Below are 20,272 nucleotides of genomic sequence, written 5' to 3' on the forward strand. Positions count from 1 at the left end.
CCTACATGATTCAACAAGAATCACGTTTAAAAGTTGCTGACAACTCTGGTGCTCGTGAAGTATTAACTATCAAAGTGCTTGGTGGTTCTGGACGCAAAACAGCTAACATCGGTGATGTTATCGTGTGTACAGTAAAACAAGCAACACCAGGTGGCGTTGTTAAAAAAGGTGACGTAGTAAAAGCGGTTGTTGTACGTACTAAATCTGGTGTACGTCGTCAAGACGGTACTTACATTAAGTTCGACGAGAACGCTTGTGTAATTATCCGTGACGATAAGGGACCACGTGGAACTCGTATCTTCGGACCTGTTGCTCGCGAACTACGTGACAGCAACTTTATGAAAATTGTATCTTTAGCTCCAGAAGTTCTTTAATAGATATTAGCATTGGGCCATTCAAGGAGGTGCGATGAAATGCATGTAAAAAAAGGCGATAAAGTAATGGTCATTACTGGGAAAGATAAAGGCAAAACAGGTGTTGTTCTTGCTTCATTCCCTAAGAAAGACCGAGTGCTGGTTGAAGGAATCAACGTTGTGAAAAAACACGCTAAGCCTTCACAGATGAACCCGCAAGGCGGAATCATCAGCCAAGAAGCATCTATCCATGTATCAAATGTTATGCTTCTAGATCCGAAATCTAACGAGCCAACTCGTGTAGGTTATAAGACAGAAGACGGCAAAAAAGTACGTGTAGCAAAAAAATCAGGTGAAGTTCTAGATAAATAGTACGATTAAGAAGGGAGGTATTCTGAATGAACCGCCTAAAAGAAAAATTTCAACAAGAAATCAGTCCAGCTCTAGTGAGCAAATTCAATTACAAATCAGTAATGGAAGTACCTAAAGTTGAAAAGATCGTTGTCAACATGGGTATCGGTGAAGCTGTTCAAAACTCAAAAGCTCTTGATGTAGCTGTTGATGAGTTGACTCAAATCACTGGTCAAAAGCCAGTTGTAACGAAAGCTAAAAAATCTATCGCAGGCTTCCGTCTTCGTGAAGGTATGCCTATCGGTGCAAAAGTTACTCTTCGTGGAGAGCGTATGTACCAATTCTTAGATAAATTAATTTCTGTTTCACTTCCACGTGTACGTGACTTCCGTGGTGTTTCTAAAAAAGCATTCGACGGTCGCGGTAACTACACATTAGGAGTTAAAGAGCAATTGATTTTCCCTGAGATTGACTATGATAAAGTGTCTAAAGTACGCGGTATGGATATCGTAATCGTAACAACTGCGAACACAGACGAAGAAGCTCGTGAATTATTGACACAAATCGGAATGCCATTCCAAAAGTAATCGCTATATAAGGGAGGCGAAAATGTGGCTAAAAAATCTATGATTGCGAAACAAAAACGCACGCCAAAGCATAATGTTCAAGCGTACACACGTTGCGAACGTTGCGGACGTCCTCATTCAGTTATCCGTAAATTCAAGCTTTGCCGTATTTGTTTCCGTGAACTTGCATACAAGGGTCAGATTCCTGGCGTTAAGAAAGCTAGTTGGTAATACCCTATATTGGGAAGGAGGTAAATTATTATGACAATGACAGATCCAATTGCAGATTTGCTTACTCGCATCCGTAATGCGAACATGGTTCGTCACGAAAGATTAGAAGTTCCTGCTTCTAACATCAAGAAAGAAATTGCAGAAATCCTTAAACGTGAAGGTTTCGTACGTGACGTAGAATATGTAGAAGATAACAAGCAAGGTGTTATCCGCATTTTCTTAAAATATGGAGCAAACAACGAACGTGTAATTACTGGATTAAAGCGTATCTCTAAACCTGGTTTACGTGTATATGCGAAATCTACAGAAGTACCTAGAGTATTAAACGGTTTAGGTATCGCACTTGTTTCTACTTCTACAGGTGTTTTAACTGATAAAGAAGCTCGTGCTCAACAAGTAGGCGGAGAAGTACTAGCTTACGTTTGGTAATATTTTTTATATGAATGGAGGTGCAACAGGATGTCACGTGTAGGAAAACTACCAATCGAAATTCCATCTGACGTTACTCTAACAGTAGGTGAAGATAACACTGTAACTGTAAAAGGACCTAAAGGGGAACTTTCTCGTACATTCAATTCTGATATTAAAGTTGAATTAGAAGGAAACGTAGCAACAGTTACTCGCCCTTCTGATGCAAAAGAACACCGCGCGTTACACGGTACAACTCGTGCCCTAATCGCGAACATGGTTGAAGGTGTATCTAAAGGATACCAAAGAAATCTTGAGCTAGTCGGTGTAGGTTACCGTGCTCAAAAACAAGGTACGAAGCTTGTACTTAACGTTGGTTACTCTCACCCAGTTGAGATCGAACCAGAACAAGGTATCGAGATCGAAGTACCGGCAAACACAAAGATATCTATCAAAGGTATCGATAAAGAACGTGTTGGAGCATTAGCTGCAAACATTCGTGCTGTACGCTCTCCTGAGCCTTACAAAGGAAAAGGTATTCGCTACGAAGGTGAATATGTTCGTCGTAAAGAAGGTAAAACAGGTAAATAATGCCGCGTAGGCAAAAGAAAGGAGTGACCGTAGGTGATTACTAAGCCAGATAAGAACAAAACACGTAAGAAGAGACATGCTCGTGTCCGTTCAAAAATTACTGGAACTGAAACTCGTCCTCGTTTGAACGTTTTCCGTTCTAACAAAAATATCTACGCTCAACTTATCGATGACGTGAACGGTGTTACTCTAGTTAGTGCATCTTCTCAAGATAAAGATTTCGATCTAGACTCAGCCGCTACTATCGATGCAGCAGCAAAAGTTGGAGAACTAGTTGCGAAACGTGCAGTAGATAAAGGAATGAAATCCGTGGTATTTGACCGTGGAGGATATTTATATCATGGCCGTATCAAAGCTTTAGCTGAAGCAGCTCGTGAAAACGGCTTAGAATTTTAATAAAAAAAGGAGGGACAATCCAGATGCGTCGTATTGATCCAAGTAAACTAGAATTTGAAGAACGCGTAGTTACAATCAATCGTGTTGCGAAAGTTGTTAAAGGTGGACGTCGTTTCCGTTTCGCTGCTCTTGTAGTAGTAGGCGACAAAAACGGTCACGTTGGTTTCGGAACTGGTAAAGCTCAGGAAGTACCTGATGCAATCCGTAAAGCGATTGAAGATGCGAAGAAAAATCTAATTGAAGTTCCTATGGTTGAAGGTACAACTCCTCACCTAGTAACTGGACGATTTGGTGCTGGTCAAATTCTGATCAAACCTGCTTCTGCGGGTACAGGAATTATTGCTGGTGGACCTGTTCGTGCCGTACTTGAATTAGCTGGTGTTCAAGATATCCTATCTAAATCTTTAGGATCTAACACTCCAATTAACATGGTTCGCGCTACTATCGAAGGTTTAAAACAATTAAAGCGTGCTGAAGACGTTGCAAAATTACGTGGTAAATCAGTAGAAGAGATATTAGGATAAGGGAGGGATAACGATGGCTAACAAACTAGAAATTACCCTCACTCGCAGTACAATTGGTCGTCCACAAGATCAACGTAAAACTGTTGAAGCTTTAGGACTTCGCAAAATGCATCAAACAGTTGAACAACAAGATAATGCTGCTATCCGCGGTATGATCAACAAAGTTGCTCACCTTGTAACGCTTACAGAAAAATAATCGATTTCTTTCGAAAAAAAGGAGGTGCCGACATGAAATTACATGAGTTAAAGCCTACAGAAGGTTCACGTAAGGTCCGCAATCGTGTAGGACGTGGTATTGGTTCAGGTAATGGAAAGACTTCTGGTAAAGGTCATAAAGGACAAAACGCTCGTTCAGGTGGCGGAACTCGTCCTGGCTTTGAGGGTGGTCAAACACCATTATTCCAACGTCTACCAAAACGTGGATTCACGAACATCAATCGTAAGGAATATGCAATCGTCAACCTTGACGCATTGAATCGCTTCGAAGATGGTACAGAAGTTACTCCAGCCCTACTTGTAGAAACTGGCGTAGTGAGTAACGAAAAAGCGGGAATTAAGATTCTTGGTAAAGGTTCAATCGAGAAAAAGCTTACAGTAAAAGCACAAAAATTCTCAACCACTGCTAAAGAAGCTATCGAAGCTGCTGGCGGTACATCCGAGGTGATCTAATGTTTCAAACTATCTCCAATTTTATGCGCGTGGGTGATATAAGAAATAAAATTATTTTCACCCTTCTAATGTTAATAGTCTTCCGTCTTGGTACCTTCATTCCGGTGCCAAACGTAGACGCTAATGTATTGAAAATGCAAGACCAGGCAGGAATTCTTGGATTCCTTAATACATTTGGTGGCGGTGCACTGCAAAACTTCTCCATCTTCGCGATGGGAATTATGCCTTACATTACCGCTTCTATCATCGTACAACTCCTGCAAATGGATGTTGTTCCGAAGTTTACAGAGTGGTCTAAGCAAGGTGAAGTCGGACGCCGGAAATTAGCTCAGTTCACACGTTATTTCACTATTGTTCTTGGATTTATCCAAGCTTTAGGTATGTCCTATGGTTTCAATAGAATATATGGTGGAATGCTTATCCAAAGCCCTGGAGTTAGTACGTACCTACTAATAGCGTTAGTTCTAACAGCTGGTACGGCTTTTCTTATGTGGTTGGGTGAACAAATTACGGCTAAAGGTGTAGGGAATGGTATTTCGATCCTGATCTTTGCAGGTATCGTTGCTGCTATCCCTAACACAGTAAACCAAATCTATGCTCAGCAAATTGAAGGGGCAGGCGAACAGCTTTTCCTTCGAATTGTGGTTCTTGCACTTCTTGTTTTAGCAGTTATTGCAATCGTGGTTGGTGTCGTGTTTATTCAACAAGCACTTCGTAAGATTCCGATTCAATATGCAAAACGTTTAGTGGGGCGTAGTCCGGTTGGTGGTCAATCAACACATCTACCGTTAAAAGTAAATGCTGCGGGTGTTATTCCAGTTATCTTTGCGATTTCTTTCATAATCACGCCACAGACCATTTCATCTTTCTTCGGGGAAAATGATGTGACAAGTACTATTCAGTACATCTTTGATTACACTAAACCAGTTGGTATGATCATCTATGTAGCTCTGATCGTTGCCTTTACGTATTTCTATGCTTTCATTCAAGTGAATCCAGAACAAATGGCTGAAAACTTGAAGAAGCAAGGTGGATATATCCCTGGTATTCGTCCAGGTAAAACCACACAAGAGTATCTCACTCGCGTTCTGTATCGTCTAACATTTGTTGGGGCAATCTTCTTAGCTGTCATTTCTATACTTCCTGTTTTCTTCATTAACTTTGCAGGATTACCTCCTGCAGCTCAAATTGGTGGAACAAGTCTACTCATCGTAGTAGGTGTTGCACTTGAGACAATGAAGCAACTCGAAGCACAGTTAGTGAAACGTCACTACAAAGGATTTATTAAATAAGAGGGTTTTCGGGAACATTTTGTTCCTGAAGCCATTTTATAGACAATTAGGGGGAGTTCGAGAGTGAATATAGTTCTTATGGGCTTACCAGGCGCAGGAAAGGGCACTCAAGCTGAAAAGATCGTAGATAAATATGGTATCCCCCATATCTCTACTGGCGATATGTTCCGTGCAGCTATCAAAGGCGGTACCGAACTAGGCTTGAAGGCTAAATCATTCATGGATAATGGCGATCTTGTTCCTGATGAAGTGACAATCGGTATCGTTCGTGAACGTTTAAGCGAAGAGGACTGTGTAAAAGGCTTCTTACTGGATGGGTTTCCAAGAACGGTTGCTCAGGCAGAAGCACTTGAAAACATCCTGGCTGATCTTGGTAAAAAAATGAATTATGTCATTAATATAAATGTAGATAAGGACATCCTGATGGAGCGCTTGACAGGTCGCAGGATCTGTAAAGAGTGCGGCGCTACTTATCATCTTGTCTTTAATCCGCCAACAGAAGAGGGCGTTTGTGATCGCTGCGGCGGTGAGTTATATCAACGTGCAGATGATAACGAAGAAACGGTTCAAAACCGTTTAGACGTAAACATCAAACAAACTCAACCACTATTGGCTTACTACGAAGATAAAGGCTATCTGAAAAACATTGACGGTCAACAAGACATCCATAGAGTGTTTGATGACATTGATGAACTACTTGGAGGCCTTTCATAATGATCATTTCTAAAACTCCGCGAGAGATTGAGATTATGCGGCAAGCTGGAAAGATTGTGGCATTAACTCATGCGGAATTGCAGAAGCATATTTCTCCGGGAATATCGACGAAGGAATTGGATGCAATTGCTGAAAAATTCATTCGTAAACATGATGCAATTCCATCTTTTAAAGGGTATAATGGGTTTCGTGGCAGCATCTGTGCATCCGTCAACAATGAGTTGGTTCATGGAATTCCAGGCGATCGGGTACTGAAGGATGGCGATATTATCAGCATCGATATCGGTGCTAAGTATAACGGTTATCACGGTGACTCAGCTTGGACATATCCAGTTGGAACAATAGATGATGAAACCCAGAAGCTTCTGGATGTTACGGAAGAATCATTATTTCTGGGACTTAAGGAAGCTAAACCAGGCGAGCGTCTGTCGAATATCTCTCATAGTATACAAACATTTGTTGAGGCTAATGGCTTTTCTATCGTTCGAGAGTATGTGGGACACGGAGTTGGTCAAGACTTACATGAGGACCCGCAAATTCCTCATTATGGACCACCCAACAAAGGCCCCCGTTTAAAGCCTGGCATGGTACTGGCTATTGAACCTATGGTTAATGCAGGAAGTCGATATGTTAGAACGTTATCAGATAACTGGACAGTCGTCACAGTAGATGATAAAATGTGTGCGCACTTTGAACACACCATTGCAATTACTGAAGACGGCTATGAGATATTGACGAAAGCCTAAGTGAAGGTGATTGGATTGATCGAGTCAGATTCGACGATTCCGAGGATAGGCCAGATTGTTCAAACCCTTAAAGGGAGAGAAACAGGAAGCTACTCGGTCGTAGTTCAGCAATTGGATGAACGTTTTGTACTCATAGCAGATGGAGATCGAAGAAAGTTTGATCGCGCCAAGCGAAAGAACATCGCTCATCTTCACTTGTGTGACTATGTTTCTCCAGAAGTTCAAAACAGTATTATAGAAACAGGAAGAGTGACGAACGGTAAACTCCGTTATGCTGTTTCAAAGTTTGTTAACGAAGTTTTAAATGATGAGAAGAAGGGAGACATGTTCGATGGCTAAGGATGATGTAATTGAAGTTGAAGGTAAGGTCGCCGAGACTTTGCCCAATGCGATGTTTAAGGTAGAATTAGAAAATGGTCATACAGTACTGGCACATGTTTCAGGAAAGATCCGTATGCATTTCATTCGTATCCTACCTGGTGACAAGGTAACAGTAGAATTATCACCGTATGACTTAACTCGTGGTAGAATCACTTATCGTTATAAATAATCTATTGCACTCCGTACTATTAAGGAGGTTAGAATAAGATGAAAGTTAGACCATCTGTTAAGCCAATCTGCGAAAAATGTAAAGTTATTCGTAGAAAAGGTAAAGTCATGGTTATCTGTGAAAACCCTAAACACAAACAAAAACAAGGCTAATCTTAAAGGAGGTGCGCTATCACTATGGCACGTATTGCTGGTGTAGACATTCCACGTGACAAACGTGTTGTCATTTCATTAACATACATCTACGGTATTGGTAAAAATACTGCAGCGAAAATCTTATCTGAAGCTGGTGTATCTGAGGATACTCGCGTTCGCGATTTAACTGACGACGAACTAGGAAAGATTCGTGATATCGTTGATAAATTAAAAGTAGAAGGTGATCTTCGTCGTGAAGTATCACTAAACATCAAACGTCTTATGGAAATCGGTTCATACCGCGGTCTTCGTCACCGTCGTGGACTACCTGTTCGTGGACAACATACGAAGAACAATGCTCGTACACGTAAAGGTCCTCGTAAGACTGTAGCTAATAAGAAAAAATAATAGGTAAAGGAGGTTACTTCTTAGTATGGCACGTAAAACAAACACTCGTAAACGTCGTGTGAAAAAGAATATCGAAGCTGGTATTGCACACATTCGTTCTACATTCAATAACACAATCGTAACTATTACTGATGTTCACGGAAATGCTGTTGCTTGGTCAAGTGCAGGTTCACTAGGATTCAGAGGTTCTCGTAAATCGACTCCATTCGCAGCGCAAATGGCAGCTGAAACTGCAGCGAAAGCTTCTCAAGAACATGGTTTAAAAACTCTTGAAGTAACAGTTAAAGGTCCTGGTGCTGGTCGTGAAGCAGCTATCCGTGCTCTTCAAGCAGCAGGTCTAGAAGTTACTGCAATCAGAGACGTTACTCCAGTTCCTCATAATGGATGCCGTCCACCAAAACGTCGCCGCGTTTAATTTTTCTGTATAAATTTTGTATCGTTGTCTATAATGGGATATGATACAAGATACGTTCATTCAGAAAAGTAACCAGTTGTTGGTGCACAATAGGGAACGTAAACATGGGGAATTTCGGACTTTAACTTATTTAGCCCGGAGTTTCGACGTTTTGAAGGAGGGTAAATATTAATGATCGAAATTGAAAAGCCAAAAATTGAAACGGTTGAGATCAGCGATGATGCCACATATGGAAAGTTCGTCGTAGAACCACTTGAGCGTGGATATGGTACAACTTTGGGTAACTCCTTACGTCGTATCCTACTATCGTCACTCCCAGGTGCTGCTGTCACATCTATTCAAATAGATGGAGTACTGCATGAATTTTCAACAATTGAAGGCGTCGTAGAGGATGTCACATCCATCATTTTGAATATCAAGAAGTTAGCGTTAAAGATCTACTCTGATGAAGAGAAAACGCTAGAAATTGATGTACAGGGCGAAGGAGTTGTAACGGCTGCTGATATTACTCATGATAGTGATGTAGAAGTGTTAAATCCTGATTTACACATTGCAACATTATCTAAGAGTGGACACTTCCGTGTGCGTTTAAGCGCATCACGTGGACGTGGATACAGACCGGCAGACCAGAACAAACGTGAGGATCTTCCTATTGGCGTGATCCCAATCGATTCTATTTACACTCCAGTTTCACGCGTTAACTATCAAATAGAAAATACTCGTGTTGGTCAAATGACGAACTACGATAAACTTTCTCTTGATGTATGGACTGATGGAAGTATTGGACCAAAAGAAGCGATTTCTTTAGGTGCTAAGATTCTAACAGAACACTTAAATATTTTCGTTGGCCTTACAGATGAAGCGCAGAATGCTGAAATCATGGTAGAAAAAGAAGAAGACCAAAAAGAGAAAGTTCTTGAGATGACGATCGAAGAATTAGATCTTTCTGTTCGTTCTTATAACTGCCTGAAGCGTGCTGGAATCAATACTGTTCAAGAGCTTGCTAACAAGACAGAAGAAGATATGATGAAAGTGCGTAACTTAGGACGTAAATCACTTGAAGAGGTTAAAGTTAAACTTGAAGACCTTGGACTTGGCTTACGTAAAGACGACTGATAACATCTTCTTTCATATATAGATTCAACAAAGGAGGGAACCCTTAATGGCTTACAGAAAGTTAGGACGTACCAGTGCTCAACGTAAAGCAATGCTACGTGATTTAGCTACAGACCTAATCATTAACGAGCGCATCGAAACAACTGAAACTCGTGCGAAAGAGCTTCGTTCAGTTGTTGAAAAAATGATCACTCTAGGTAAACGTGGTGACATTCACGCGCGTCGTCAAGCTGGTGCATTCATTCGTAAAGAAGTTGCAAACGCTGAAAACAACCAAGATGCTCTACAAAAGTTATTCTCTGACATCGCTCCTCGTTACACAGAGCGTCAAGGCGGATATACTCGCATTATGAAGGTTGGTCCTCGCCGTGGTGACGGTGCTCCAATGGCAATCATCGAATTAGTTTAATAATTCGTGACTTCTAACATTAAGGGCAGGACAGTTAATCCTTAACTGCTTCTTTGCCCTTTTTGTATAAGTGCATGTTGATGAAAAGCAGAGCGTTACGATGAGCAGCTCCGGCTGACTCGTCTAGCTCGTGCACCCCTTCCAACTTCTATTTTCATAGAAGCTGTTCAATGGTTGAACAAGAAAAGTTCTCTTTTCTTTGGTCGGGGTGCAGGCTTTTTTTTATATGCAGAGGTTTTTTAGCAGAGCTGAGTATGAAGAGCGTAGAGGAGGTTGCAAAAATTGAAAGAAATCATTCAAGTAGACGATGTACATTTCAGATACCCTGATCAGAATTCCTACGCCCTTAAAGGGATTAGCCTGACTGTCAATCAAGGTGAATGGTTAGCGATTGTCGGTCATAATGGATCCGGTAAGTCGACTCTTGCCAAAATGTTGAACGGGCTTCATTTTCCTGAAAAGGGAAAGGTAACGGTGGACGGGATCGTTCTTGAAGAGAGCTCTATTTGGGACATCCGTTCAAAGCTGGGCATGGTCTTTCAGAATCCCGATAATCAATTTGTTGGTGCTACAGTAGAAGATGATGTGGCTTTTGGGTTAGAAAACCATGGAGTACCTTATGAATCTATGGTACAGCGAGTCAATGATGCTTTAAAAAGCGTCCATATGGAGGATTTTCTTAATCAAGAGCCGCACCATTTATCAGGTGGTCAAAAGCAGCGTGTAGCAATTGCCGGGGTCGTAGCCCTTCAGCCATCCATCATCATTTTAGATGAAGCGACATCGATGCTTGATCCCAAAGGAAGAAAAGAAGTCCTTGAAACAGTACGCAAGTTGAAAGAGGAAGAAAACCTGACGGTGATTTCCATAACCCACGACCTTGAAGAAGCGACAAAAGCCGATCGAATGATTGTATTAAATCAAGGGGTGGTCTTTAAGGAAGGAACCCCGGAAGAAATCTTCTTATTAGAGGACGAGTTAATCAATCTGGGTCTGGACTCTCCTTTCACAATAAAGCTGGCTGGAGCTCTTAAAGACGCAGGGATACCCTTATCAAAAACATATTTTACAGAAGAAGAGTTGGTGAATGAATTATGCAAATCACATTTCAACAGGTAGAATACCGATATTCATTCAACACTCCATTCGAAAAGCTTGCCCTTCAAGATATCGACCTTACCATCCCGACAGGTCAATTCCTTGCGGTAATCGGTCACACCGGTTCGGGGAAGTCAACACTCCTGCAGCATTTAAACGGACTTTTAAAGCCTACTGAGGGAGTTGTCCAAGTAGGGGAACATCAAATAAAAGCAAAACAAAAGCAGAAAAGTTTAAAACCGGTCAGACAGAAGGTAGGCATCGTCTTTCAATTCCCTGAGCATCAGCTGTTTGAAGAAACAGTCCTTAAAGATATCTGTTACGGACCAATGAACTTTGGCGTATCAGAAGCAGAAGCGATAAGAAGAGCCAAGGAACTGATCGTAAAGGTTGGACTTTCAGAAGAAGTACTTACTAAATCCCCTTTTGATTTATCAGGGGGACAAATGAGACGTGTAGCCATTGCAGGTGTACTTGCTATGAACCCGGAGGTCATTGTACTCGATGAGCCTACTGCAGGACTCGATCCAAGGGGTCAACGTGAAATTATGGACATGTTCTATGACCTTCATAAAGAAAAAGGACTGACGACCATTCTCGTCACCCATAGCATGGAAGACGCTGCTCATTATGCAGAAGAGATTGTGATCATGCAGAAAGGCCGTCTAAAGAGAAAAGGAAGTCCTGAAGAGATATTCTCTTCGGCGGAGGAACTATTTGAGATGGGGTTGGACGTGCCCGACGTCGTTCGTTTTCAATATCAATTTGAACACAAAACAGGGAAGAAGCTACCGAAGACGTGTTTAACGATAGAGGAATTAGCCTCAGCCATCCGTAGAGTCAGTGACGGAGGTGAAGCCCTATGATGGAGAAAATGATCTTTGGTCGCTACGTACCTGCTAAATCCATCCTTCATCAGATGGATCCAAGGGCAAAACTATTATTTATCTTTGGCTTTATTTGTGTCGTCTTTCTGGCAAATAATTTAGTTACGTATGCATTGCTCGGTCTTTTTACATTTAGCGCACTCATTCTTTCTAATCTTTCCTTGCGTTTTATTATCGGTGGATTGAAGCCTATTCTATGGTTGATTCTGTTTACGTTCTTTTTACACGTGTTTTTCACCAAGGAAGGTCCCGTCATCCTGGACTTAGGTATATTATCTGTTCATGAAGAGGGGTTAAGACAAGGGATATTCATTTCTTTACGATTCTTTTATCTGATTCTCATCACGTCTTTATTAACGTTGACGACCTCCCCCATCACGATTACGGACGGACTCGAGACGCTATTGAACCCATTGAAGAAAGTGAAGTTTCCCGTTCATGAGCTGGCCCTTATGATGTCGATTTCCTTACGATTCATTCCGACTCTGATGGAGGAAACGGATAAAATCATGAAGGCTCAAATTGCAAGGGGGGCTGAGTTTTCTTCCGGTCCCATCAAAGATCGGATCCAAGCCATCATCCCTCTGTTGATCCCACTCTTCGTCAGTGCTTTTAAAAGGGCTGAGGACCTGGCAACCGCCATGGAGGCAAGAGGGTATCAAGGTGGAGAGGGCAGGACGAAATACCGCCTGTTATCCTGGCACAAGAAGGATACGGGGGCTTTAGTGGTACTGGCCCTTCTAACAGTTGTATTGATTATTTTTAGAGGATAACGGGAGTGTCGTGTATGCAGAGAGTGAAGTGTACCATCGCTTATGATGGCACCTATTTTCATGGTTATCAGGTACAACCCAATCAGCGAACCGTTCAGGGGCTCATAGAAGATATTCTGTCCACTATCCATAAAGGGGAGAGAATCCGGATCAGTGGGTCGGGGCGGACAGACGCTGGTGTTCATGCGAATGGTCAGGTTTTTCATTTTGATACACCCTTATCCATCCCTGAAGAGAAATGGCCGGTCGTGCTGAACACACGCTTACCGGATGAAGTGACCGTTAAAGAAGCTGAGTTTGTTCCAACTCAATTCCACTCCAGATTCTCTGTCGTACAGAAGGAATATCGTTACCGTGTGTATACGGGAGAGTCGAGAAGTCCGTTTAACCGTCACTTTTCCATTCATTATCCGTACGATCTCTCAGTGGCGGATATGAAGCTTGCTGCACGGCATCTGATCGGGGAGCATGACTTCACGAGCTTTTGTTCAGCTAAGACGGAAGTGGAAGACAAAGTAAGAACCATTCACCATATAGACATTCAAGAGCATGAAGAAGAGATCATTTTTTCCTTTGTGGGAAATGGATTTTTATACAATATGGTAAGGATATTGGTTGGTACCTTATTAGAAGTAGGCTCCGGGGATTTACCGATAGAGGAAATCCCTGAAATACTGGAAGCGCGGGATCGCAATAGGGCAGGGAAGACAGCGCCACCCCATGGGTTATATCTGTGGAAGGTTGATTATGGTTGTAATCAGAATTAGTGGGTGTTAAACATTCTGAAAGAGAGTTTATATTAGCACCCTTGAAGTTGATTGTAGCGGAAGGTGCTCGACTCCTGCGGGAATAGCGGGACAGGTGAGACCCCACAGGCGAAGCCGAGGAGGCTCACCGCCCGCCCCGCGGAAAGCGAGCACCTGGAGCGGAAATCAACCACTACTATCTAGGTATAGACATATCTTCTCGTAATCATAAAATGAATTGGTTAAATAAAGATGATAATCAAGTTTCAAAAAAAAAATCTAAAACAACTAATCCTGGTGTAACATTCTCTTGACAATAGACTGGGAACAAGATAATATAGCATATGGTATGTTATTAACCCCACGATAAGCCCCGGAAACTTATTGTGATTAGAAAATAAATACTACGGATTCATTAAATAGGAGGTTAAATCATGCGTACAACGTATATGGCAAAAGCCAACGAAATCGATCGTAAATGGTTCGTTGTAGATGCTGAAGGCAAAACTCTAGGACGTTTAGCTAGTGAAGTTGCTTCTATTCTACGCGGAAAACACAAACCAACATTCACACCACATGTAGACACTGGTGATCATGTTATCATTCTTAATGCTTCAAAAATTGAACTAACTGGTAAAAAGTTAACGGATAAGATTTACTACCGTCACACGAATCACCCAGGTGGTTTAAAGCAACGTACAGCATTAGAAATGCGTACAAACTACTCAGAGAAAATGTTAGAGCTTACTATCAAAGGTATGCTTCCAAAAGGTTCTCTAGGTCGTCAAATGTTCAAGAAATTACATGTGTATGCTGGAGCAGAGCATAAGCATCAAGCACAACAACCTGAAGTTTACGAACTTCGTGGATAATTAATAAGAGGAGGTTATTATCTTGGCTCAAGTTCAATATTACGGAACTGGTCGTCGTAAGAGCTCAGTAGCTCGTGTACGTTTAGTACCAGGTAACGGAAACATTGTTATCAATGATCGTGAAGTAGAAGTTTATATCCCATTCGCAGCACTAAGAGAAGTAATTAAGCAACCACTAGTTGCAACTGAAACTCTTGGTAACTATGACGTTTTAGTAAACGTTCATGGTGGAGGCTATGCTGGTCAAGCTGGTGCGATCCGTCACGGAATCGCTCGTGCTTTACTACAAGCAGACCCTGAGTACCGTGGAACTCTAAAACGCGCTGGATTATTAACACGTGACTCTCGTATGAAAGAGCGTAAAAAATACGGTCTTAAAGGTGCACGTCGCGCGCCACAATTCTCTAAGCGTTAATTATTATTTCAAACAAAAGCTCAACCGATTCATTCGGTTGGGCTTTTTTTGTTATGTGAGAGAGGGACGGACCTTCTGTTCCACGCAAATATCAGAGGTCCGTCCCTCAAAAAAATTGGTAACAGTTACTCGAATGAAGTGGTGTGTTAAGTAGGAAAATACGTTCAAAGGGGTGGATGATCTTTGAACGTTATTACAACTTTCAATACAAAGAGAAGAGAAAAGCAAATTAAGACGGAAAGAACATTGCTGAAAGAGATTTCGATTAAAATGCTTCAGGAGAGTGTCCGAAAGCATTTTGGATATATAAAGGTTCAAGGCGGAGTATTTATGCAGCAGGGTTTTGATGAGGCTTGCTTTGATGTGGCCATTGAAGCCTACCTGCTCGGTGGAAAGGTCAGCAAGTTTGGTTATACCGGGGAACCCACAGACATCGTGAAAAAGCGGTGCGAGGAAGAATTAAAGCACTTTATTGATACACTTTATAATTTCTGGTTGTATTGGTCAGAGATGGGCGTCTCTAATCAAGTGGATGAATCCTTTTATTTCTGCTGCGAGCACTTTGTGGAAACATGGTGGTCAGAAGGGTATGAAAAGGGGATCAAGCGTCATAAACTGCGTTTGAATTAATCATTTCAGTTCTAAAAATCATTCTCGTCCCATATTTTTTAGTAAGGGCAGCGGAGTTTTACTCCGGGTTGAAACTGAAATGGGAGGACTGGAATGATTCAGAAACTAAAGGTTATCGGGATGATTTCTGCACTGGCGATATTATTATTCATCATTCAATATAAGATTCTGGACAAGGATACGTGGGATTCCTGGAATCTCCCCTTATCAGGTAAAATCATCTATATAGATCCCGGACATGGCGGTCCGGACGGTGGGGCTGGTGATCAGGATGCCCTGGAAAAGGACATCGCTTTAAATGTTTCTCTGATGATAAGGGATTATCTCCAGGAACAAGGGGCTCTTGTGATACTGACACGTGAAAAAGACGAAGACCTTGCCGAGGAAGGAACCAAAGGGTACAGCCGCAGGAAAGTGGAGGATCTGAAGAAGAGGCTAAGCTTAATCAATGAATCTGAAGCAGACTTATTTTTAAGTATCCATCTGAACTCCATTCCCTCTGCTAAGTGGAGCGGTGCCCAAACATTCTATAATCCAAAGTATAAAGAAAACAAAGCCCTTGCAAAAGCCATTCAGGGAGAGCTTATACGTAATTTAGAAAACACAACACGTGAAGCGAAGGGCATTCAGAATGTGTATATTTTAAAACACGCCAAAAAGTCGGGAGCCTTAGTGGAAATCGGGTTCTTATCCAATCCAGGAGAGCGGGCCAACTTACTTAAAGAGGACTACCAGCAAAAAATCGCTGCTTCTGTATATCAGGGTGTTCTCAATTATTTAACAATGGAAGAAGAAGATAAAGAAAAAGCTGATGAGGAATAACCTCTCAGCTTTTATTTTTTTAAATGAATTATTTCATTATTCAACAAAAGCATTCAAAACCTTTTGATCATTCATTCAACTAAGAATATGTTATACTGAAAGCAGATTGATTGAAAACGAATACATAGAAAAGGGTGGTTATTCATGTTAACTGAACAACAGACACGCGAACTTTTATTTGGATTAAAAGATCCTTTTTTAAATAAAACGTTACAAGAAACTAACGGTATCGCTGAAATTTCAATTAAGGAAGAAAAGAAGCATGTGAGCGTGAAGATCGCCATTGCCAAGACAGGTACTGGTGAACAAATGCAATTCCAACAAAAGATTGTACAAGTCTTAAAGGATAACGGAGCGGAATCTGTCGGAATCAGGTTCACGGAGCTTCCACAGGAAGAGCTTGAAAAGCATAGAGGATCCGGCGGACAAGGAACGGATTTATTATCACCTGCAAGTAAAACAACGTTTATTGCGATTGCCAGCGGAAAAGGAGGAGTAGGAAAATCAACAGTTTCTGTTAACTTAGCTGTATCCTTGGCCCGCCAAGGCAAAAAAGTCGGGCTCGTGGATGCGGATATTTACGGATTCAGTGTGCCGGATATGATGGGAATCGTGAAAAGGCCAGTCGTTCGGGGAGAGAGAATTATCCCAGTAGAACGTTTTGGAGTAAAAGTCATTTCCATGGGCTTCTTTGTTGAAGACAATGCTCCAGTCATTTGGAGAGGTCCTATGCTAGGGAAAATGCTGAATAACTTCTTCTCAGAAGTAGAGTGGGGAGAACTGGACTATTTACTGCTGGACCTGCCGCCGGGAACAGGAGACGTTGCCCTTGATCTTCACACGATGCTTCCACATTGTAAGGAGATCATCGTCACGACACCGCATCCAACAGCAGCATTCGTAGCAGCTCGAGCAGGTGCCATGGCCCTGCAAACGGATCACGATATTCTTGGTGTGGTTGAGAACATGTCCTATTTCGAAAGTAAATTGACAGGCGAAAAAGAATTCGTATTCGGTCAAGGTGGCGGAGAGAAGCTAACGGAAGAACTCCGTACCGACTTATTAGGCAAGCTTCCACTTCAACAGCCTGACTGGAACGAAGAGGATTTTGCTCCTTCTATTTACGCAGAGGACCATCGTCTGGGGCAGATCTATGGTGAAATCGCTCATAAAGTAATTGAAAAACTATCTTAATGAAACTAAAAAAGGACAAATGGGAGGGTTACCCCGCATTTGTCCTTTCTTAAAATTTATTGGCCTCCTCCGCCACCGCTGCCAGAACCTCCAGAATCACCAGATCCGCCTTCTTCACCACCACCGGAAGAAGACTCGCCGCCACCGCCGCTTTTACCGCCTTCTTTCATTTCACCGGCAGCCTTCAATAATACATCCTGGATCTTAGCCTTAAACAGAGGGCTTTCAAATGTTTCCGTAATGACTTTTTGCAAATGTTCCCTATACTCTTTGCTTTTTAATGCTTCAGTCAGTTCCTTCTTAAATTCAGGGTCCTTTAACAGATCCATCATCATTCCTTGATACTCGGGATCCTTCATGAGGTCTTTGAGCAACTTTTCATTTCCATCCTTCATGCTTTTTGCCATCGCTTCGGCAAACTTAGGGTCTTCGAAGGATTTCTTCCAGAATTCAGTTCCTTTTTCTGAGGTTAACGTCTTCGAGATGGTATCCGTCACAACCCCTTGGTCCATAATAAGCTCTGATTTCATTTTTTCATCAGACATGACCTCTTCAATCGCTTTTTTACCATCATCGGTCTTTAATATATCGACAACCATTTTCTTGGTTTCTTCATAATCCATTTTGCCACTGCCTGCATCTCCTCCACCGCCACAAGCGGATAGAAGAAGGACCGACAGTAGAAAAAGAAAGGAATATTTTTTCATGGGTAGGCTCCTTCCATACAAATTCCCTTACCCTTAATATGAGAAATAACGAAAAAAATATGCACAAGAAAAACTGGAACCTGGATTTTTTAAGAATGCGTTGGTACAATCAAAAGAGTGTATATTTTTTTATTTGGAGGAAAATAGAAGTGACCATCCGCAATTGGATTCGTTTTTTTATTCATACGTTAGTGATCGGAGGAGCTGTGACTGCCACCGCCGCACTTCTCATTAGATGGGATCAGTTCGGACCATACATTCAAGATGGAAACGTAATTGGCATATTATCAAGTCTGCTTTGGTTTATATTTGTAGGTTTCACATTTAGTGTAATCAGTCAGATGGGGTATTTCGCTTATTTAACCATCCATCAATTCGGAATGGGAATGTTTAAGAGCTTATGGAATTCCGTTCAAGTCGTACTGATTGTTCTTGTCCTGTTTGATTTAATCTACTTTCGCTTCAGAGCTTTTGCTGAGGAAGGCGAGTCGTATACGCCTTATATTTTTCTGGGAATCGGAATCCTGGTCGTTGGCTTAATCGTAGCTTATTTGAAGAATCAGCAATCAGAAGCCAAGACGAACACATTTGTGTCTGCCTTATTCTTTATGATTGTTGTAACGACACTGGAGTGGCTGCCGGTTTTACTGGTGAACTCCGTTAAATGGCTGTACCTTATGCTGCTCGCCTTACTGGCATGTAATGCATTTCAGCTTCTGCGTCTTCCTAAATATATCGAGAAGTCCCAAATGGAAAGGCAACGTAAGCAGCCAACAAAGAGTTAAACAAATAAAAGCCCGCTGGTGAGATCTCTTCATCAGCGGGCTTTTATTACTGTATGAGGGAAGACTTGGCATCCCCGTTTGAAATCATGTCAGAAACCGTAATGAAGTTCCCTTTTCCTTTCAACTCTTTCACGATGGTCGGCAACGCGGATTTCGTTTGTTTAGCCGAATCCGATGCGTGAAGGAGAATGATGTCCCCTTTTTTGGCTTTCTTCACATTATTGATGATTTCATCTACACCAGGATTCGTCCAATCTTTAGAGTCTACACTCCAGTGAACCACAGTAAGTCCAAGAGAGTCAGCTACCTTTAATGTTTCTTTATTAAAGTGACCGGTTGGCACGCGTAATAACTTTACATCTTTTACATTCAGCTTCTTAAAAACGGTATCGGCCTTTAAAATGTCCTGTTTGATCTTATTTGGTTCCATATCCGTATAATCGGAATAGGCATAGCCAAGATTTCCGATTTCATATCCCTGCTTCACAATTTGCTCCACTAAATCAGGGTGTCTCTCCGCCCAGGCCCCTGAAAGAAAGAAGGTAGCGGACTGGACGTTCATCTTCTTTAATTCTTCAAGGATCGGCCCCGCTTTTTCATCTCCCCAACCAATATTGAATGTAATCGCGACTCCTTTTTCCCCCTTGTAGATCGCTTTCGGGCCATCCTTCGTACTAAAAACAGAAAGAGTCGAAAGGTTACTGCTATATACAAACAAAGCAGTAAAAAATGAAATCACGATAATCAGACTGATCTGCTTTAACTTCTTGGCATTGACTGTGTGAAACGTATTCAATATTCCATCCCTCCGTTCAACCGTCTATCTCTACTAAAGATATGCATGTCCCCGGAAAAAATATCTATCTTATAAAAAAATGATTATAAATTTCTTTTAATGGAAAAAACTACAAATACAAACATTAAGGGGTGACATACTTGCTGGGGTTAATGATTAATGACAGAGAGAAACAAGAAATAGAGTATTTGTTAAAAAGAGAGATGGATGAAATACTGTTTGATCTAAAAGATTCTCGAATTGATCATATCGTTAAGAGAGCAATGGATGAACGGTACAAAATCTTATTTTCACTCTTTAAAAGGTTTGCCAGTCATAAGGAATGTCTAAAGTATATGAAGACGGCAGCGAAGAAAGAAACATATTGATGAAAATCAGCTTCCGTATCTATACGAACGGGAGCTTTACTATTTCCTGTCAATGAATGATTTGATGGTAGCGGCTAGCAATATAAAAGGCGGGAGTGTAAAAGAAGGTAATGTGATTGAAATATTTTTTGAAAAAGTTCATGAAATGTATTGACCCTTCCCGAAAATCTTGGTATATTAATAAACGTCGCTGAAACGCAATGAATTATTTAGAAGAAACACCAATAATTAATTCAAAAAAACAGTTGACATCATACGATGGTGTGTGATAAATTAATAAAGTCGCTCCAAACGGACGTGACACAC

At 41.5% G+C, this 20,272-nt stretch carries 33 protein-coding genes; 31 read left to right on the forward strand and 2 right to left on the reverse strand.

Annotation, left to right across the window (positions count from 1 at the left end):
* Window positions 1-5: 5 nt before the first annotated feature.
* The 29 genes from rplN (at window position 6) to ACXAF2_RS12780 (ending at window position 17,310) form a co-directional block, all read left to right on the forward strand.
* Window positions 6-374, forward strand: a complete 369-nt coding sequence (gene rplN, locus ACXAF2_RS12640) for a 50S ribosomal protein L14 (protein WP_032085280.1) — start codon at window positions 6-8, stop codon at window positions 372-374.
* Between the two features lie 39 nt (window positions 375-413).
* Window positions 414-725: a 50S ribosomal protein L24 gene (rplX, locus tag ACXAF2_RS12645; protein WP_034765969.1), complete on the forward strand. Its 312-nt coding sequence runs from the start codon at window positions 414-416 to the stop codon at window positions 723-725.
* A gap of 26 nt (window positions 726-751) precedes the next feature.
* Window positions 752-1,291, forward strand: coding sequence for a 50S ribosomal protein L5 (gene rplE, locus ACXAF2_RS12650; protein WP_148971242.1), 540 nt, complete (start codon window positions 752-754; stop codon window positions 1,289-1,291).
* Window positions 1,292-1,315: 24 nt separating this feature from the next.
* Entirely contained in the window at window positions 1,316-1,501 is a 186-nt protein-coding gene (locus ACXAF2_RS12655) for a type Z 30S ribosomal protein S14 (protein WP_010191505.1), read from the forward strand.
* 30 nt (window positions 1,502-1,531) lie between these two features.
* Window positions 1,532-1,930, forward strand: a complete 399-nt coding sequence (gene rpsH, locus ACXAF2_RS12660) for a 30S ribosomal protein S8 (RefSeq protein WP_060674108.1) — start codon at window positions 1,532-1,534, stop codon at window positions 1,928-1,930.
* A gap of 30 nt (window positions 1,931-1,960) precedes the next feature.
* Entirely contained in the window at window positions 1,961-2,500 is a 540-nt protein-coding gene (rplF, locus tag ACXAF2_RS12665) for a 50S ribosomal protein L6 (protein WP_475139027.1), read from the forward strand.
* 33 nt (window positions 2,501-2,533) lie between these two features.
* Entirely contained in the window at window positions 2,534-2,896 is a 363-nt protein-coding gene (gene rplR, locus ACXAF2_RS12670) for a 50S ribosomal protein L18 (RefSeq protein ID WP_113970895.1), read from the forward strand.
* Between the two features lie 23 nt (window positions 2,897-2,919).
* Window positions 2,920-3,420: a 30S ribosomal protein S5 gene (gene rpsE / locus ACXAF2_RS12675; protein ID WP_044340531.1), complete on the forward strand. Its 501-nt coding sequence runs from the start codon at window positions 2,920-2,922 to the stop codon at window positions 3,418-3,420.
* Window positions 3,421-3,433: 13 nt separating this feature from the next.
* Window positions 3,434-3,616, forward strand: coding sequence for a 50S ribosomal protein L30 (rpmD, locus tag ACXAF2_RS12680; protein WP_475139029.1), 183 nt, complete (start codon window positions 3,434-3,436; stop codon window positions 3,614-3,616).
* Window positions 3,617-3,648: 32 nt separating this feature from the next.
* The gene (rplO, locus tag ACXAF2_RS12685) at window positions 3,649-4,089 is read left to right on the forward strand and encodes a 50S ribosomal protein L15 (protein WP_113970897.1); all 441 of its coding nucleotides are present in this window, start codon (window positions 3,649-3,651) and stop codon (window positions 4,087-4,089) included.
* Window positions 4,089-5,381: a preprotein translocase subunit SecY gene (gene secY / locus ACXAF2_RS12690; protein ID WP_113970898.1), complete on the forward strand. Its 1,293-nt coding sequence runs from the start codon at window positions 4,089-4,091 to the stop codon at window positions 5,379-5,381. Before rplO ends, secY begins: the two co-directional genes overlap by 1 nt.
* A 63-nt stretch (window positions 5,382-5,444) precedes the next feature.
* Window positions 5,445-6,095: an adenylate kinase gene (locus tag ACXAF2_RS12695; RefSeq protein ID WP_475139032.1), complete on the forward strand. Its 651-nt coding sequence runs from the start codon at window positions 5,445-5,447 to the stop codon at window positions 6,093-6,095.
* Window positions 6,095-6,841 (forward strand): type I methionyl aminopeptidase, encoded by a 747-nt coding sequence (gene map / locus ACXAF2_RS12700; RefSeq protein WP_148971245.1) that lies wholly within the window; start codon window positions 6,095-6,097, stop codon window positions 6,839-6,841. Before ACXAF2_RS12695 ends, map begins: the two co-directional genes overlap by 1 nt.
* 15 nt (window positions 6,842-6,856) lie before the next feature.
* Window positions 6,857-7,180, forward strand: coding sequence for a KOW domain-containing RNA-binding protein (locus ACXAF2_RS12705; protein WP_148971246.1), 324 nt, complete (start codon window positions 6,857-6,859; stop codon window positions 7,178-7,180).
* The gene (gene infA / locus ACXAF2_RS12710; RefSeq protein ID WP_034765945.1) at window positions 7,173-7,391 is read left to right on the forward strand and encodes a translation initiation factor IF-1; all 219 of its coding nucleotides are present in this window, start codon (window positions 7,173-7,175) and stop codon (window positions 7,389-7,391) included. Before ACXAF2_RS12705 ends, infA begins: the two co-directional genes overlap by 8 nt.
* 38 nt (window positions 7,392-7,429) lie before the next feature.
* Entirely contained in the window at window positions 7,430-7,543 is a 114-nt protein-coding gene (rpmJ, locus tag ACXAF2_RS12715) for a 50S ribosomal protein L36 (protein WP_003156543.1), read from the forward strand.
* Window positions 7,544-7,567: 24 nt separating this feature from the next.
* The gene (gene rpsM / locus ACXAF2_RS12720) at window positions 7,568-7,933 is read left to right on the forward strand and encodes a 30S ribosomal protein S13 (RefSeq protein ID WP_034765943.1); all 366 of its coding nucleotides are present in this window, start codon (window positions 7,568-7,570) and stop codon (window positions 7,931-7,933) included.
* 25 nt (window positions 7,934-7,958) lie between these two features.
* Window positions 7,959-8,348 (forward strand): 30S ribosomal protein S11, encoded by a 390-nt coding sequence (gene rpsK, locus ACXAF2_RS12725; RefSeq protein WP_032085294.1) that lies wholly within the window; start codon window positions 7,959-7,961, stop codon window positions 8,346-8,348.
* 171 nt (window positions 8,349-8,519) lie between these two features.
* Window positions 8,520-9,464, forward strand: a complete 945-nt coding sequence (locus ACXAF2_RS12730) for a DNA-directed RNA polymerase subunit alpha (protein WP_034765941.1) — start codon at window positions 8,520-8,522, stop codon at window positions 9,462-9,464.
* A gap of 46 nt (window positions 9,465-9,510) precedes the next feature.
* Window positions 9,511-9,873, forward strand: a complete 363-nt coding sequence (gene rplQ / locus ACXAF2_RS12735) for a 50S ribosomal protein L17 (protein ID WP_034765940.1) — start codon at window positions 9,511-9,513, stop codon at window positions 9,871-9,873.
* A 282-nt stretch (window positions 9,874-10,155) separates the two neighbouring features.
* Window positions 10,156-10,992: an energy-coupling factor ABC transporter ATP-binding protein gene (locus ACXAF2_RS12740; protein ID WP_475139035.1), complete on the forward strand. Its 837-nt coding sequence runs from the start codon at window positions 10,156-10,158 to the stop codon at window positions 10,990-10,992.
* Complete coding sequence (locus ACXAF2_RS12745) at window positions 10,968-11,837, forward strand: energy-coupling factor ABC transporter ATP-binding protein (RefSeq protein WP_475139037.1); 870 nt, start codon at window positions 10,968-10,970, stop codon at window positions 11,835-11,837. Before ACXAF2_RS12740 ends, ACXAF2_RS12745 begins: the two co-directional genes overlap by 25 nt.
* A complete protein-coding gene (locus tag ACXAF2_RS12750; RefSeq protein WP_475139039.1) occupies window positions 11,834-12,631 on the forward strand; it encodes an energy-coupling factor transporter transmembrane component T family protein in 798 nt (265 codons plus the stop codon). Before ACXAF2_RS12745 ends, ACXAF2_RS12750 begins: the two co-directional genes overlap by 4 nt.
* Window positions 12,632-12,645: 14 nt before the next feature.
* Complete coding sequence (gene truA, locus ACXAF2_RS12755) at window positions 12,646-13,398, forward strand: tRNA pseudouridine(38-40) synthase TruA (protein ID WP_475139040.1); 753 nt, start codon at window positions 12,646-12,648, stop codon at window positions 13,396-13,398.
* A gap of 413 nt (window positions 13,399-13,811) precedes the next feature.
* Window positions 13,812-14,249 carry a 50S ribosomal protein L13 gene (rplM, locus tag ACXAF2_RS12760; RefSeq protein ID WP_113970906.1) on the forward strand — a complete coding sequence of 146 codons (438 nt, stop codon included), beginning with the start codon at window positions 13,812-13,814 and terminating at the stop codon, window positions 14,247-14,249.
* Window positions 14,250-14,271: 22 nt separating this feature from the next.
* Window positions 14,272-14,664: a 30S ribosomal protein S9 gene (gene rpsI / locus ACXAF2_RS12765; RefSeq protein ID WP_148971251.1), complete on the forward strand. Its 393-nt coding sequence runs from the start codon at window positions 14,272-14,274 to the stop codon at window positions 14,662-14,664.
* 183 nt (window positions 14,665-14,847) lie between these two features.
* A complete protein-coding gene (locus ACXAF2_RS12770; RefSeq protein ID WP_475139042.1) occupies window positions 14,848-15,294 on the forward strand; it encodes a DUF2521 family protein in 447 nt (148 codons plus the stop codon).
* 93 nt (window positions 15,295-15,387) lie between these two features.
* Window positions 15,388-16,116, forward strand: a complete 729-nt coding sequence (gene cwlD / locus ACXAF2_RS12775) for an N-acetylmuramoyl-L-alanine amidase CwlD (protein WP_475139044.1) — start codon at window positions 15,388-15,390, stop codon at window positions 16,114-16,116.
* A 144-nt stretch (window positions 16,117-16,260) separates the two neighbouring features.
* The gene (locus ACXAF2_RS12780) at window positions 16,261-17,310 is read left to right on the forward strand and encodes a P-loop NTPase (RefSeq protein ID WP_459227782.1); all 1,050 of its coding nucleotides are present in this window, start codon (window positions 16,261-16,263) and stop codon (window positions 17,308-17,310) included.
* Window positions 17,311-17,366: 56 nt separating this feature from the next.
* On the opposite strand, the gene gerD is transcribed toward ACXAF2_RS12780, so the two are convergent.
* On the reverse strand, window positions 17,367-18,017 hold the full coding sequence (gerD, locus tag ACXAF2_RS12785; protein ID WP_475139045.1) for a spore germination lipoprotein GerD: 651 nt from the start codon (window positions 18,015-18,017) through the stop codon (window positions 17,367-17,369).
* A gap of 149 nt (window positions 18,018-18,166) precedes the next feature.
* Here gerD and ACXAF2_RS12790 point away from each other — a divergent pair, with 149 nt between their 5' ends.
* Complete coding sequence (locus ACXAF2_RS12790) at window positions 18,167-18,802, forward strand: KinB-signaling pathway activation protein (RefSeq protein ID WP_475139046.1); 636 nt, start codon at window positions 18,167-18,169, stop codon at window positions 18,800-18,802.
* A gap of 46 nt (window positions 18,803-18,848) precedes the next feature.
* Here the strand turns inward: ACXAF2_RS12790 and pdaB are convergent, their stop codons facing one another.
* Window positions 18,849-19,598: a polysaccharide deacetylase family sporulation protein PdaB gene (gene pdaB / locus ACXAF2_RS12795; protein WP_475139048.1), complete on the reverse strand. Its 750-nt coding sequence runs from the start codon at window positions 19,596-19,598 to the stop codon at window positions 18,849-18,851.
* 140 nt (window positions 19,599-19,738) lie between these two features.
* Here pdaB and ACXAF2_RS12800 point away from each other — a divergent pair, with 140 nt between their 5' ends.
* Entirely contained in the window at window positions 19,739-19,966 is a 228-nt protein-coding gene (locus tag ACXAF2_RS12800; RefSeq protein WP_113970914.1) for a hypothetical protein, read from the forward strand.
* Window positions 19,967-20,272 lie beyond the last annotated feature (306 nt).

Source organism: Rossellomorea sp. ABR4_004 (assembly GCF_056159585.1).

Excerpts from the sequence above, each read along its gene's own strand:
- rplN (WP_032085280.1), top strand. The coding sequence starts at position 6 with ATGATTCAACAAGAATCACGTTTAAAAGTTGCTGACAACTCTGGTGCT.
- rplX (WP_034765969.1), top strand. The coding sequence starts at position 414 with ATGCATGTAAAAAAAGGCGATAAAGTAATGGTCATTACTGGGAAAGAT.
- rplE (WP_148971242.1), top strand. The coding sequence starts at position 752 with ATGAACCGCCTAAAAGAAAAATTTCAACAAGAAATCAGTCCAGCTCTA.
- rpsH (WP_060674108.1), top strand. The coding sequence starts at position 1,532 with ATGACAATGACAGATCCAATTGCAGATTTGCTTACTCGCATCCGTAAT.
- rplF (WP_475139027.1), top strand. The coding sequence starts at position 1,961 with ATGTCACGTGTAGGAAAACTACCAATCGAAATTCCATCTGACGTTACT.
- rpsE (WP_044340531.1), top strand. The coding sequence starts at position 2,920 with ATGCGTCGTATTGATCCAAGTAAACTAGAATTTGAAGAACGCGTAGTT.
- rpmD (WP_475139029.1), top strand. The coding sequence starts at position 3,434 with ATGGCTAACAAACTAGAAATTACCCTCACTCGCAGTACAATTGGTCGT.
- rplO (WP_113970897.1), top strand. The coding sequence starts at position 3,649 with ATGAAATTACATGAGTTAAAGCCTACAGAAGGTTCACGTAAGGTCCGC.
- secY (WP_113970898.1), top strand. The coding sequence starts at position 4,089 with ATGTTTCAAACTATCTCCAATTTTATGCGCGTGGGTGATATAAGAAAT.
- map (WP_148971245.1), top strand. The coding sequence starts at position 6,095 with ATGATCATTTCTAAAACTCCGCGAGAGATTGAGATTATGCGGCAAGCT.
- infA (WP_034765945.1), top strand. The coding sequence starts at position 7,173 with ATGGCTAAGGATGATGTAATTGAAGTTGAAGGTAAGGTCGCCGAGACT.
- rpmJ (WP_003156543.1), top strand. The coding sequence starts at position 7,430 with ATGAAAGTTAGACCATCTGTTAAGCCAATCTGCGAAAAATGTAAAGTT.
- rpsM (WP_034765943.1), top strand. The coding sequence starts at position 7,568 with ATGGCACGTATTGCTGGTGTAGACATTCCACGTGACAAACGTGTTGTC.
- rpsK (WP_032085294.1), top strand. The coding sequence starts at position 7,959 with ATGGCACGTAAAACAAACACTCGTAAACGTCGTGTGAAAAAGAATATC.
- ACXAF2_RS12730 (WP_034765941.1), top strand. The coding sequence starts at position 8,520 with ATGATCGAAATTGAAAAGCCAAAAATTGAAACGGTTGAGATCAGCGAT.
- rplQ (WP_034765940.1), top strand. The coding sequence starts at position 9,511 with ATGGCTTACAGAAAGTTAGGACGTACCAGTGCTCAACGTAAAGCAATG.
- ACXAF2_RS12745 (WP_475139037.1), top strand. The coding sequence starts at position 10,968 with ATGCAAATCACATTTCAACAGGTAGAATACCGATATTCATTCAACACT.
- ACXAF2_RS12750 (WP_475139039.1), top strand. The coding sequence starts at position 11,834 with ATGATGGAGAAAATGATCTTTGGTCGCTACGTACCTGCTAAATCCATC.
- truA (WP_475139040.1), top strand. The coding sequence starts at position 12,646 with ATGCAGAGAGTGAAGTGTACCATCGCTTATGATGGCACCTATTTTCAT.
- rplM (WP_113970906.1), top strand. The coding sequence starts at position 13,812 with ATGCGTACAACGTATATGGCAAAAGCCAACGAAATCGATCGTAAATGG.
- cwlD (WP_475139044.1), top strand. The coding sequence starts at position 15,388 with ATGATTCAGAAACTAAAGGTTATCGGGATGATTTCTGCACTGGCGATA.
- ACXAF2_RS12780 (WP_459227782.1), top strand. The coding sequence starts at position 16,261 with ATGTTAACTGAACAACAGACACGCGAACTTTTATTTGGATTAAAAGAT.
- gerD (WP_475139045.1), bottom strand. The coding sequence starts at position 18,017 with ATGAAAAAATATTCCTTTCTTTTTCTACTGTCGGTCCTTCTTCTATCC.